This window comes from Maricaulis maris (assembly GCF_003634045.1).
Lineage (GTDB): Bacteria > Pseudomonadota > Alphaproteobacteria > Caulobacterales > Maricaulaceae > Maricaulis > Maricaulis maris.
Map to the genome: position 1 here is coordinate 333,875 of NZ_RBIM01000003.1, position 13,527 is coordinate 347,401.

The 13,527-nt window shown below is 64.1% G+C and carries 9 protein-coding genes; 6 read left to right on the top strand and 3 right to left on the bottom strand.

The window, feature by feature from the left end; translation table 11 throughout:
- Positions 1 to 111 precede the first annotated feature (111 nt).
- On the top strand, positions 112 to 1,044 hold the full coding sequence (locus C7435_RS07590) for an SIMPL domain-containing protein (RefSeq protein ID WP_121210645.1): 933 nt from the start codon (positions 112 to 114) through the stop codon (positions 1,042 to 1,044).
- Positions 1,045 to 1,047: 3 nt separating this feature from the next.
- Here the strand turns inward: C7435_RS07590 and C7435_RS07595 are convergent, their stop codons facing one another.
- Positions 1,048 to 1,950 (bottom strand): S1/P1 nuclease, encoded by a 903-nt coding sequence (locus C7435_RS07595; RefSeq protein WP_121210646.1) that lies wholly within the window; start codon positions 1,948 to 1,950, stop codon positions 1,048 to 1,050.
- A gap of 270 nt (positions 1,951 to 2,220) precedes the next feature.
- On the opposite strand from C7435_RS07595, the gene C7435_RS07600 reads away from it, so the two are divergent.
- From C7435_RS07600 to C7435_RS07620, 5 genes are read left to right on the top strand one after another with little or no spacing between them, the layout of a single operon-like run.
- Entirely contained in the window at positions 2,221 to 2,772 is a 552-nt protein-coding gene (locus C7435_RS07600) for a TetR/AcrR family transcriptional regulator (RefSeq protein ID WP_083635120.1), read from the top strand.
- On the top strand, positions 2,769 to 3,845 hold the full coding sequence (locus C7435_RS07605) for an efflux RND transporter periplasmic adaptor subunit (protein WP_075190332.1): 1,077 nt from the start codon (positions 2,769 to 2,771) through the stop codon (positions 3,843 to 3,845). The genes C7435_RS07600 and C7435_RS07605 overlap by 4 nt, the downstream gene beginning before the upstream one ends.
- A complete protein-coding gene (locus C7435_RS07610; RefSeq protein ID WP_121210648.1) occupies positions 3,842 to 6,973 on the top strand; it encodes an efflux RND transporter permease subunit in 3,132 nt (1,043 codons plus the stop codon). Before C7435_RS07605 ends, C7435_RS07610 begins: the two co-directional genes overlap by 4 nt.
- Positions 6,974 to 7,006: 33 nt before the next feature.
- Positions 7,007 to 8,152 (top strand): alpha-hydroxy acid oxidase, encoded by a 1,146-nt coding sequence (locus C7435_RS07615; protein ID WP_121210649.1) that lies wholly within the window; start codon positions 7,007 to 7,009, stop codon positions 8,150 to 8,152.
- A 45-nt stretch (positions 8,153 to 8,197) separates the two neighbouring features.
- Positions 8,198 to 9,751 carry an acetolactate synthase large subunit gene (locus C7435_RS07620; RefSeq protein WP_121210650.1) on the top strand — a complete coding sequence of 518 codons (1,554 nt, stop codon included), beginning with the start codon at positions 8,198 to 8,200 and terminating at the stop codon, positions 9,749 to 9,751.
- A gap of 3 nt (positions 9,752 to 9,754) precedes the next feature.
- Here C7435_RS07620 and C7435_RS07625 read toward each other — a convergent pair whose 3' ends face one another.
- Together C7435_RS07625 and nagE are read right to left on the bottom strand one after the other, a co-directional pair.
- Positions 9,755 to 11,578 carry an ATP-binding protein gene (locus C7435_RS07625; protein ID WP_121210651.1) on the bottom strand — a complete coding sequence of 608 codons (1,824 nt, stop codon included), beginning with the start codon at positions 11,576 to 11,578 and terminating at the stop codon, positions 9,755 to 9,757.
- Between the two features lie 112 nt (positions 11,579 to 11,690).
- Positions 11,691 to 13,523, bottom strand: a complete 1,833-nt coding sequence (nagE, locus tag C7435_RS07630) for an N-acetylglucosamine-specific PTS transporter subunit IIBC (protein ID WP_121210652.1) — start codon at positions 13,521 to 13,523, stop codon at positions 11,691 to 11,693.
- Positions 13,524 to 13,527 lie beyond the last annotated feature (4 nt).

Below are 13,527 nucleotides of genomic sequence, written 5' to 3' on the forward strand. Positions count from 1 at the left end.
GTGACCATGACCGACCAATTATCTCCGCTGGCGTTGCGGGTGCGCACCAATGGTGGTTGGCGACGAGCGGGAATCGCCCGCCAAATCCTTCCGGAATGAGAGGGATCACCGATGAAAAAACCAGTCTTGCTGGCCGCCACCCTGCCAGCCCTTGCCCTGGCCGGCTGCGGCTTTGGCGCCAAGAGCGAGTCCACCGATACACGGGCGCCGGTCTGGGCGCGCACCGCGTCTGTCGAAGCGATTGGCCGTGCCTATATCGAAGTCCTGCCCAATCGCGGCCAGTTCTCGGTCACGTTTGAAGCGCGCAATGAAGTCAGCGAGGACGCGGTCGCGGAAGCTGTGGCCCGCGCCAACTCGGCCACCCAGGCCATGCGCGAGATCGATGGCGACAATATCCGGATCACCTCCGACCTGTCAGTCTCGCCCTATTATGAGCAGTTAACGCGGCAGACCGGGAGGTATCAGAACCAGCTGGTGGAGAACGAGCACCCTGATGCCCTTCTTGGCTATACAGCTTCCGTCACGGTAAACATCGTCGCCTTTGACCTTGAACACCTCGCCGCCGTCCGCGGTGCCGCTATGGCGGCCGGGCCAGCAAACGCTGGCGATGTTGGCTTTTCGATCCAACCCAGCGCAGAACTCTATCGCGAAGCGTTTGCCGCAGCGGTGGACGACGCGACCGAGCGGGCCCGGATCGTCGCCGAGTCAGCCGGTGGACGCTTGGGACCGGTCCAGATCCTGCTGGAAGGCCAGCAACCCTGCCTGCGCCCGCCGGCGACACCGGCCGGGTTCGATAATCGCGACTACGGCCAGATTGGTCGTAATGATGACGGCGACCGCGTGGTTGTGACCGGCAGTCGCATCCAGGGGACCGACGTCATGGCCCCGTCGCCGTTGACCACTGTCGACGCGGAGCAGCGGAATGCAATCGGCTTCATCGATCCCGCCACTCTGGTCGCCGCATCCGGCAATTTCGCACTCGCCGCCGACTTCGAGCCTATGCGGTTCGAGACCCGCGTCTGTGCGGTATTTGCAATCGAATAGGCGCTAGTTCAGCGCGCCGGACACCGCAGCCGGTGCGGTCCGACCCGACACCTGGCGCTCCTCGACCAGCTGGTTGAGCAGGCCGGCCAGACGCACGCCGCCCTGCTTGAGCTGCTGCATGCTGACCGGCAGGTTGCGTTCGTAATAGGCATCGCCCGGCTCGATCGTCTGTTCGGCATTGGCCCAATAATAGGCAAAGCCGCGCGAACGGACGATGTCATGGCTTTCCTGGGCCCAGGCGATCGGGGCCAGCGGCGCATAGACATCAACGCCGGTCAGCGGGATGTCAGCGGCAAGCTCCTCGACCAGCGGCTGCCAGCGGTCTTCCTCGGCCAGGTAGGGCCAGGTCTCGGCCATATAGTCGAGCAGGATCTCACTGTCCCAGACCCGGTGGAGATTGGTGTGACGTTCGCCGCGCCACAGCACATTGATGTCGTTGCCGCCACGATCCCCCTCGATCGAAACATGCAGCGGCTGGTGGATGTCCCCCATCCAGTGGGCGAGGAATTTCAGGGCTTCCAGACGCTCCGCGTCGGCGCGGGCCCGATCAGCAAAGATACCGGCATGCAAGTCGATGGCGGAGGTGATGCAGCCGCCTTCGGCGCAATCCTCGGGGTCAACATGCGGGTCGTTGCGGGTCTGGTTGATATAGTGCCAGGGCGCAGTGTGACGATGCGTCGAGCCGCGCACTTCATCGGCCCATGAACAGACATCGCGGAAATGGTCGAATTGCGTATCCAGCGCCACCAACCGATCGACTTCAGCGCGGGTTTCATCGGAGAGATAGCGATAGGCCAGGTCACAGACGATACGGTGGCCATCGCGGCCATAGGCCTCCACGGACGCCGTCGGGACAAGGGTGATCAACAGGCTGGCAGCCGCCAGGGTGCGCAGGAAGACAGACATCGAGCTCTCCGGTATGGCGACACCCGCCCGGTGCCTGCCCGGTCTCTAGAAGAGCTGACCGCCCACCTCCACTAGTCAGGGCGGGCAGAGCGACTCTGGCGCAACCCATAGTCGCGGTTTGGGAAAATTTAATTCTGCAGGCCCTGGAACGGCCTCGCCCCGGCGCGTCGACCGGTCTGTGCAGACCACCATGACTATACCGTCTGGACGGTGTTGACTGTACCGTCTGGACGGTTTATGTGCGCTGCAACAATTCAGGACCGAACCGACATGACTGCGCACAAACCCTCCACCCGTGACACCATTCTCGACGCGGCGGAAACCGTGGTCGGTCGCGATGGCGCACGCCGTCTGACGATCGACGCGGTCGCCGCCGAAGCCTGTGTCTCAAAGGGTGGTGTCCTCTATCATTTCCCCAACAAGATCGCCTTGCTCAAGGGCATGGTCGAACGGATGATGGCGGATGTCAGCCAGGACTTCGCCAACTGCGAGGCCGCAGCCCATGCCGCCGGCGAGCCGCCGCTCGTCCATGTTTTCAACGCCATGTTCGACCGGCACGACGCGCGCAAGGCCCTGTCGATGGCGCTTCTGGCCGCCTCGGCGGAACACCCTGATCTGCTGGACCCGGCGCGCGACTTCCTGTCATCGACCTTCCAGCGCCTCAGCGACGACACGCCGGACCCGATCGGCGCCCGGCTTCTCCTTCTCGCCATGGACGGGCTGAAACTTTCTGCCCTGCTTGGCTTCGACACCATTCCTGAAAATCAGCTCACCCAGATCCGCGATCGGCTGGTGCGCCTGACCCACGAGCTTTATCAATGACCCGCTTCCCGCTCCTCGCCGCCCTCGGCACCAGCCTCCTCCTCGCGGCCTGCGCCGAGGAGATTGCCGCGCCGCCATCGCCGCCGCGCCTGGTCCAGCTTGCCGAAGTGGTCGCCGACAGCGGCGAGACACGGCATGAATTCGTCGGCCGCGTCGAGGCTCGCCTCAATGTCGACATGGCGTTTCAGGTCGGCGGGCAATTGGCCGAACTGCCGCTCAATGAAGGCGTCCTGATCGAACAGGGCACGCTGGTCGCAGCACTGGACCGTGAAGATTTCCAGCGCGCCGAACGCGAAGCTCGCGTCCAATTGCAGCAGGCCAATACCGAGTTGGAACGCCAGCGGACCCTGCACGAGCGCGGCATTGCCTCGCAGGCGGCGCTGGACAGTGCCCAGACCAATTACGATCTGCGGGAAGTGGCGTTGCAGACGGCGCGCCGCAATCTTGGCTATGCGACCCTCACGGCACCGTTTGACGCGCTGGTCAGTCGCCGGCTCGTCGACAATTACACCATCGTCTCGCCCGGCCAGCCGGTGGTACGATTGATGGATGTCTCGGAGCTGCGCGTCTCGATACCGATCTCCGAAAGCATGGTCGCAACCTTCGACCGCGACTCCCTCGTCTCGCTCGAAGCCGCCTTCGCCTTCCTGCCCGGTCAGACCTTCGCCCTCGAACCCCGCGAACTGGTGTCCGAACCGGACGCCGCATCGCGCACCTATCGCGCCATTGCCGCCCTGCCAGCCGACATGCCGGCCAATATTCTGCCGGGCATGACGGCGACTGTGTATGCCGAGTTCGCGAGCAATGGCGCGTCGGTTTCCGGGCTGCGGGTGCCCTTGCCGGCCGTCACCGCGGCCCCGGATGGTGGGCAGCGGGTCTGGGTGTTCAACGCTGAAAGCGGCGTGGTCAACGCGCGGGCCATCACGTCCGACGGATATGATGGCGACATGATCATTGTCACAAGCGGCATCGCAGCCGGCGACCGGGTGGTAACGGCGGGCGTCAACGCCTTGCATGAAGGCATGCCCGTACGTCCCCTCTCCGACAGCACCCGTTTCGGACAACCGCAATGAGTACCGCCTCGACCCCGTCCAGCGCCCTTGCGCGCCTGTCGATCGAAAAGCCCGTCCTGACCTGGATGGTCATCCTGTTCTGCCTGCTCGGCGGGCTGGCCGGCTTCATGAATGTCGGCCGCCTGGAAGACCCGGCCTTCACCGTCAAGGAAGCCATCATCTTCACGGCCTATCCGGGCGCGACTGCGGAAGAAGTCGAACAGGAAGTCACCGAGGCGCTGGAAATCGCCATCCAGCAGCTTGGTGAAGTGCATGAAATCCGGTCGGAATCCTCGCCGGGCATCTCGGAAATCCACGTCACGATCGACGACACGATCGACAGCGGCGACATGCCGGCCGTGTGGACCCGGCTGCGGGCCAAGATCAACGACACGGTCGGCAGCCTGCCGCCCGGTGCCGGCGAGCCCGTCGTCTATGATGATTTCGGCGACACTTACGGGATTTTCTACGCTGTCACCGCAGAAGGCTATTCCGACAGTCGTATCCGCGATGTGGCGCGCATGTTGCGGCGCGAATTGCTGACCGTCGAGGACGTCGCCAAGGTCGCCGTCGAGGGCGAACCGGACGAGCGCATCTATATCGAGATACCGCAGGAAAATCTCGCCCGCCTCGGCCTGTCCTACGCCGACCTTCTCGAGGATCTGGAGCAGGAAAATGCCGTCGTCGCGGCCGGGTCGGCGCCGCTGAATGACCGGCTTGTCCGGGTCGACATTCCGCAAACGCTTGGCGGCACGGAAGCGATTTCCAACCTGCTGATCACGCCGCGCGACAGCGACCAGGCGATCCGACTGTCCGACATTGCCGAAGTCCGCCGCGACACGGTCGAACGCCCCACCCAGCTGATCTATCACAATAATGTGCGGGCCTTCACGATCGGCGTGGCCGGTCTGCCGACCGCCAATATCGTCGATGTCGGCCACGCGGTCGAAGCGCGTCTGGCAGAGCTTGAATCCAGCCTGCCGCTGGGTGTCGAGCTGCATCCGATCTATCAGCAACACCTGGTCGTCGATGGCGCGATCAACAGCTTCCTTGTCAGCCTCGCCCTGTCGATCGCCATCGTGATCGGCGTGTTGTGCATCTTCATGGGCTGGCGGGCCGGGCTGACCGTCGGCGCCGTGCTGTTCCTGACCATCGCCGGCACGATTTTCTTCATGAGCCTGTTCTCGCTGGAGATGGAGCGCATCTCTCTGGGCGCGTTGATCATCGCCATGGGCATGCTGGTCGACAATGCCATCGTGGTGACCGAAGGCATGCTGACCGGCGTCATGCGGGGCAAGCCGCGCATGCAGGCCGCCGAGGAGGCCGTCGCCACCACGCAATGGCCGCTGCTCGGTGCCACCGTGATCGGCATTCTTGCCTTTGCCGGAATCGGCCTGTCGCCGGATGCGACCGGGGAATTCCTGTTCTCCCTGTTCGCCGTGATCGCGATCTCGCTGCTGTTGAGTTGGGTCATCGCTGTCACCGTCGTGCCGATGGTGGGCTTCCATCTCTTCTCGGCCCAACGCGCCGCAGCGCAAGCCGCCGCCGATCACAGCCATGATGAGCAAGACCTCTATACCGGCCGCCTGTTCAACGGCTATCGCGGGATATTGAACCTCGCCCTGTCACGGCGCTGGATCGTGCTGGCCCTGCTGATCGTCATAACGATTGTCTGCTATGCCGGCTTCGGATCGGTTCGCAATTCCTTCTTCCCGGCAACCAACACGCCGGTCTTCTACGTCAATGTCGAATTGCCCGAAGGCACCGACATCCTGACCACCGACGCCACCATGCGGGAGATTGGCAGCTTCATCTCGGAACAGCCGGAAACCACGGCCATCGATACATTTGTCGGCGCCGGCGCGACCCGCTTCATGCTGACCTATACGGCCGAACAGCCCAATACCGCCTATGGCCAGATCATCGTCTGGGCTCGCGACCTTGAGTCCATCCCGGGCCTGGCCGACCGCATCCTGACCCATGTCCGCGACACGGTCCCCGATGCCGAAATCCGCACCGACCGGATCGTCTTCGGCCCGCCATCGGGCGCCAAGCTGGAAGCGCGTTTCTCGGGACCGGATGCCGATGTTCTGCGCGAACTGGCCGAACAGGCAATGGCCGCGCTGCACACCGATGCCGATGTCATCGACATCCGCACCGACTGGCGCAATCGCACCCCGGTCCTGCGTCCGGTCATCATCGAGGAAACAGCACAAACCATCGGTGTGACCCGTGAGAATATCGCCAATGCGCTGCGCTTCGCGACCGACGGCAATCAGATCGGCGTCTATCGTGAAGGCGAGACCCTGATCCCGATCCTCGCCCGGGCGCCGGCAGAAGAACGCGCCGATCCGGCCTATCTCGATGACCGTCTGGTGTGGAGCCCGCAACAGGCCGCCTATGTGCCGATCAGCCAGATCGTGTCGGAATTCGCGCTTGAGTTCGAAGACGTGCTGATCCAGCGGCGGGACCGGACCCGGACAATTTCCGTGCGCGCCAATCCCCATGGCTGGGAGACCGCGGCGGAGGGCTTTGCCCGCTTCCAGCCGGTGATTGCGGCCATCGACCTGCCGCGCGGTTATTCGCTGGAATGGGGCGGCGAGTATGAAGCCTCGGCGGAAGCCAATGCCTCGCTGGGCGGACAGCTGCCGCTCACCTTCATTGCGATGCTGACCATCTCCTTCCTGCTGTTCGCGACCATCCGCCAGCCGCTGATCATCTGGGCGGTTGTGCCGATGTCGGTGAACGGGGTGGTGATCGGTCTTCTGGCCACCAATGTCGCCTTCTCCTTCACCGCCCTTCTGGGCCTGCTGTCGCTGTCCGGCATGCTGATCAAGAATGCGATCGTGCTGGTCGACGAGATCGATATGCGGATCCGCGGCGGGTCTGACCGTCTGGTGGCGGTGCGCGATGGTTCGATCAGCCGCTTGCGGCCGGTCCTTCTCGCCGCCAGCACCACGATCCTGGGCATGACGCCGCTGATCAGCGATGCCTTCTTCCAGGGCATGGCGGTGACGATTATCGGCGGGCTGACCTTCGCCACCGTGCTGACCATGATCGCCGTGCCGGTGCTGTACGCGCTCTTCTTCGGCATCAAACCGGAAAAGCCCCGCAAGGATGACGCGCTGCCAGCACCTGTCGAGGCTTGACGCTGTGGCGGGAAGCGGACAACGCTCGCGCCCATGACAGCGATTGACCAGGCCCACAATATCGAGGCTTTGCGGGCCTTGGCCCGCAAACGCCTGCCGCGCATGGTGTTCGACTATATCGATGGCGGCGCCGACGACGAGATCACGCTGGGACGCAATGACCGCCGCTATGGCGATTACGAACTGAACTTCAAATCCCTGGTCGACATCTCGAATATCGAGTTGGAAACGACGATCATGGGCGCGCCCAGCAAGGCGCCGATCATCGTCACCCCCACCGCCGCCCAGCGACTGTTCAACCCGCGCGCTGGCGAAGCCGCCGTGGCCCGGGCCGCCAGGGCGAAGGGGCTGGTCTATTGCCTCTCCACCCTCGCCTCGACCACGATCGAAGACATTGCAGAGCACACTGACGGGCCGAAATGGTTCCAGGTCTATGTCTGGAAGGACCGGGCGATTGTCGAAAAGGCGCTTGAGCGGGCCAAGGCCGCCGGTTTCACCGGTCTGATCCTGACCGTCGACGTGCCGGTGGCCGGCAATCGCGAACGCGACCATCTCAACGCTTTCACCATCCCGCCGAAGATCAACGCCAAGACGGTCAGCCAGGTCCTCGCCCGGCCCGGCTATCTCTGGGACATGGCGACAACGCCGGACATCCTCGCCGCCAACTGGGCCGACATGGATACCGGCGGCATGGGCATCATCGAATTCCTGAACTCGCAATTCGACCGCACGGTGAGCTGGGAAGATGCGAAATGGATCAAGGACATCTGGGGCGGTCCTTTCGCGATCAAGGGCATCGCCCGCCCGGATGATGCCAGGCGCTGCCTCGATGCCGGTGCCGATGCGGTGTGGATTTCCAATCATGGCGGCCGCCAGCTCGACACCGCCCCGGCCACCATCGACACCCTGCCCGACATTGTCGCGGCGGTGCGCGGCCAGGCCCAGATCATCCTCGATGGCGGCATCCGGCGCGGGACCGACATCATCAAGGCGCTGGCCCTGGGCGCCAATGCGGTCGCGGTCGGACGTCCCTACCTGTACGGGTTGGGCGCCGGTGGCCAAGCCGGCGTCGAGCGCGCGCTCGACATCCTGCTGACGGCCTTGGAACGCGACATGGCGCTGGTCGGCGCCGCTCGCCTGTCGGAATTGACGCCGGACTTTGTCCGCCAGCCACGCTAGGCTCACACCAAACCAACAAACAAATCATCACAACGGGGTCGATCCATGTTTGCAGCCGAGAGCCTTGTCCGCACGCTCATCAATCAGGGCGTCGAGGTCTGCTTCACCAATCCGGGCACGTCGGAAATGCACATGGTCGCCGCCCTCGACCGCACCGAGGGCATGCAATCGGTTTTGTGCCTGTTCGAGGGCGTCGCGACCGGAGCGGCCGACGGCTATGCCCGCATGGCGGACAAGCCGGCCTGCACCCTCCTCCATCTCGGCCCGGGCGCCGGCAATGGCTTGGCCAATCTGCACAATGCCCGCCGCGCCCATGCGCCAGTCGTCAACATTGTCGGCGATCATGCCCGCGACCACATCAAGCTGGACGCCCCGCTGACATCGGACGCAGCCGGGGTCTGCCGGCCGATGTCACGCTGGGTCGGATGTGTCAGCGACGCCGCCGAGTTGTCGACCATGGCCGTCGAGGCGGTCCGCCAGTCCTATGGCCCCGAGCGCGGCGTGGCCTCGCTGATCCTGCCGGCGGATTGTGCCTGGTCGGACGAGGAGCCGGATGTGCTCGATGCCGTCGCCATGCCCGGCCCGACACCGGTCGCCGACGACCGGATCGCCGATATCGCCGCCGCACTGAAAGCGGCGGACAAGCCGGTCATCCTGCTGGGCAATGATGCCTGCCGCGAAGCCGGTCTCAGCGCTGCCGGACGGATTGCCGAAGCGACCGGCGCCCGACTGTTCATGGACACATTCGTGCCGCGCATCGCCCGCGGCCATGGCCGGGTCTCACCCAAACGCCTTGCCTATTTCGGCGAGCAGGCGATCGAGGAGCTGGGCGACGCCGACTTGCTGGTCATCGCCGGTTCCAAACCGCCGGTCGCTTTCTTCGCCTATCCCGGCCAGCCGGGGGAATTGACGCCGGGCAGCGCGCGCAGCGAGACCCTGGCCGGACCCGCTGATGACGTGATAGCAGCGCTGGAAGCGGTCGCCGACGCCCTGGACATCACCGCCACGCCGCTGGACCTGCCCGACCTGTCGCAAGCGCCGAAACTCTTCCCGGACGAAGCGCTCAATCCCGGCTATGTCGGAATTTCCCTGCTCCGCCACATGCCGGAGGACTCGGTGATCTGTGACGATGCCACCACAAGCGGCATGGGCGTGTTCCCTTGGATCGAACATGGTCCGCGACATGACTGGCTGTGCCTGACCGGCGGTGCGATCGGGTCCGGCATGCCGCAAGCGGTCGGCGCCGCCCTCGCCTGTCCCGACAGGCAAGTCTTCGCCCTGTGCGGCGACGGGGCGGCGGCCTACACGCTGCAAGCCCTGTGGACCCAGGCGCGCGAGAAGCAGAACGTGATCAACGTGGTGTTTGCCAATCACTCCTACCTGGTGCTCAATGTCGAACTGGCCCGCGTCGGGGCCGGAGATCCCGGACCGGCCGCGCAGCAAATGCTGTCACTCGACAATCCGAAAATGGATTGGGTGAAGCTCGCCGAAGGATTTGGTGTGCCGGGTCAGCGCGCGGCAACCGCCGGTGAATTCGACGATGCCCTCAAGCGCGCGCTCGCGGCCAGCGGACCACAATTGATCGTCGCGGAGATCTGATCGTCAGCTGCCGGCGCGGCGCGCTTCGTCCGGTTGCGCGTCTGCGTCGGCGGACTGCGGCGGCATCACCGTTTTCAGGACCCGACGCAGTTCGGCGATCTCGACCGGTTTGGGCAGATAGTCAGTAAAGCCGGCGGCGAGGAATTCGCGGCGATGATCGTCGGAGGCAAGGGCGGTGACCGCGATGATGCGGGCGTCGGCCGATTTGCGGGTCTCGCGGATACACTGCATCGCGCTGACCCCGTCCATCTCCGGCATCTGGATGTCCATCAGTACGACATCATAGGCCAGAGAGGTGGCCTTGTTGACGGCTTCTCGACCGCCCGAGGCGCAGTCGACGATCAGCTCGTCGGCCTTGATGATCTGCTGCACCATCGCCTTGAGCACGAGCTGATTGGTCATGACATCATCGACCACCAGGACGCGTCCGGCGACAGCCAGCGGCGCTATGCTGGCCGGGTCACGCTTGGCGACATCCGGCTCGGACGCCACGACACGTTCCATCGGCACATCGACGGTGAAGGTGGAGCCACGCCCCATCTTGCTCGACAGGGTGATCTTGCCATCCATTTTCGCAACCAGGCGGCGGCAGATCGCCAGACCCAGCCCGGTGCCGCCATAGCTTCGCGTGACCGAAGCATCCACCTGTTTGAACGGGTCGAAAATCGCGTCCTGCTTATTGCCCGGAATACCGATCCCGGTGTCACGGACCGCGAAACGAATACGGGTCTTGCCATCACGCACTTCACCGACCGTGGCCAGCGAGACACTGATGCGACCGGTATGGGTGAATTTGACCGCATTGCCGAGCAGGTTGTTGATCACCTGGCGAAGCCGGATCGGGTCGCCTGACACGAAGGCCGGTTCGCCGAGTTGGTTGTTGACTGTCAGCGCGACGCCCTTGGCTTCAGCTTGCGGACGCCAATGATCAGTGGTGTTGCGGACCAGCGCCGACAGGTCAAACTCGCGCGTTTCGAGCTCGAGCGCGTCGGCCTCGATCTTTGAAAGGTCGAGAATGTCATTGAGCAATTCCAGCAGTGCCTTGCCGCTGTCATCAATGAGATCAAGGCTGCGGCGATGCTCGTCCGACAGGCTTTCATCGGCTTGGAGAACATTGGTCATACCCAAAACGCCGTTCAGCGGCGTGCGGACTTCATGGCTCATATTGGCGATGAAATCGGACTTGGCGCGATTGGCTTGCTGCGCCGAAATCAGCGCCGTTTCCAATTGCTTGTTGGCTTCGGTGAGGGCCGCTTGCGCGTCAGTGGTCGCCGAACGGAAGCTCGATCCGAACAACACGATCCAGACGCAGGACAGGGCCCCGGTAGCGATCAGCATGTTGAGCAGTTCTGTCGGCCTGAAACCGAGCGGTCCGGTACTCGAATATTCGGCGGTTGCCAGGATCAGGCTGAAATAGGCGGTGAGCGGCAAAACCGCGAACAGGGCCGCACGGGCGCCCCAGGCAATATAGGCGCCGAGTACAATACCGGGCAGGTAGAGCGTGGCAGGCGGGAAGGATCCGCGATTGGCCCAGGCGGCCGCAAACAGCACGATCGAGGCCAGGGTAATCATGACCAGAATGGTCAGATTGGGTCGGCGCAGTCGCAGGCCCGTAAAGCCGACGGTCGCTGCCAGGGCCGCCGATGCCAAGCCGAGTTCGGCCATGCCCGGTCGTCCGTCCAGGATAAAGGTGAGCACCGAGGCGTTGACCAGGCCCATGAGCGTGAAGATCGCTGTGTAGGCAACGGCAATGCGGGATTTGACCGCAAAATCGAAATCGATTTGCGGGTCGGCCCCCGTCCAACGGTCGATCTGCCTCCAAAGCATGTCGCTGTGTCCCTCCTTAATGCCGGTGGAGACTAGCGCTACGAGGTTAATAAATCCGTGTGCCTGAGAAGCAATCACACCTTCGATTGCGGCGCGCAATCACTTTCTTTGGTCACGCGCCCAGACTTGCCGAAGCGAACACCTGCTGTCGAAGGGCGTCGTCAACAATCAGGAATTGGGAGACCGCCGCATCGCCGGCTGGCTTGACGGCATATACGCCGAGTTTGGCCAGAGCATCAGTGTCGAGATTGTCCCTGATGCCGGACTCAATGATCAACCGATTGGTACCGGCCAGCCAAGCCGCGCCCAGTCCCGCGGGACCGGCCAGGAGATGTGCGATGGCCTCCGGCAGATCGGCGCGAACCTTGCCCGCAGTGGTCTTGGCCGACCCGGCAATCTCGGCAGGCGCGGTGGCCGCCGCGGGACCCGACATCGCGGCCCGGATCTCGTCGGCAACACGCTCAGCCGTCGGCCCGATGATGACCTGCAGCGTGTTCGCCGACGGCCGGACAAAACCCTTCGCGCCGAGCGCGCGCAGCGCGGCCTCGTCGACCAGGTCCTGTTTTTTGATTTCCAACCGCAGACGCGTCGTGCACGCCCCGATCGAGACCAGATTTCCGGCCCCGCCCAGCGCCACGACGAAGCCGGTCGCCGCCGTCAAGCCGCCACCGGATGCCGCGGCGGAGCTGCCGGATGCCGCCGCGATGCCGGCCGCAGCCGGCTCGCGCCCTGGCGTCTTCAGGTCGAGCCAGCGGATCGCAAAGGAGAAGACGAAATAATAGATCGCCGCATAGGCCAGGCCGACCGGGATCAGGAGCAACGGATTGGTGGCATCACCGAAATTGATCACATAGTCGAACAGACCGGCCGAAAAGCCGAAGCCCAGCTTGACCTGCAGGAAGTCCATCAAAGCCATGGCGACACCGGTCAGGACGGCGTGCAACGCAAAGAGCGCCGGTGCCAGGAACATGAAGGTGAACTCGATCGGCTCGGTCACACCGGTCAAAAATGACGTCAGCGCCATCGAACCGAGCATGCCGCCGACCTCTTTTCGGCGTTCCGGCCGGGCCTGTCGGTACATGGCATAGCAAGCCGCCGGCAGGCCGAACATCATGACCGGGAAAAAACCGCTCATGAAGCCGCCGGCCTCGGGGTCGCCGGCAAAGAAACGGTTCAGGTCACCGGCCGCGCCCTGGAAATTACCGACCTGGAACCAGGCCAAGTTGTTGATGATATGATGCAATCCGGTCACGATCAGCAGCCGATTGAGCAGGCCGTACACGAATAGTCCGATCCCGCCGGCATCGAGAATGGCGCGGCTCGCCTGCTCCATTCCGGCGACGATTGCCTCGACTGTCAGGCCGAGCAGAAGGGCATAGCCCAGCCCGGCGACCGCGGCGGCGATCGGCACAAAGCGGCGACCGCCGAAAAAGGCAAGATATTCGGGCAGGGCGATATTGGCGTAACGGTTGTAGAGCATGCCCGCCGTCGCACCGCAGATAATACCGACCGGCACATGCACGCGCGCCATCAGGCCGTCGCGATAATCATTGGCAACCAGACCAGCCAGCCCGTCCGGCACGCCCGCCAGGACGTCCGGCGGCACCGTCAACAGCGCTTCGGCCCCGGACAGGGTGACGAAATAAGCCACCACGCCGGCAAGTGCGGCGGCGCCATGCCCTTCCCGCGCAAAGCCGACCGCGACACCGATGGCAAACAGGATGCCGAGCTGCGAGAAGAGCGCACCGCCCGCTGCGCCGATGAAGGGCAGGGTCGCGTGCAGCATGCTGATCGCGTTATCGCCCTGTCCGACCATGTCCGGGGCGATCAGTTCCAGCCAGTCAGGCTGGCCGAGGCGCAGCAGGAGCGCGGCTGCGGGCAGGACGGCAATCGGCAGCATCAGCGCCCGACCAAGTTGCTGTACGCCTGACATCATCTGTTTCATCGCC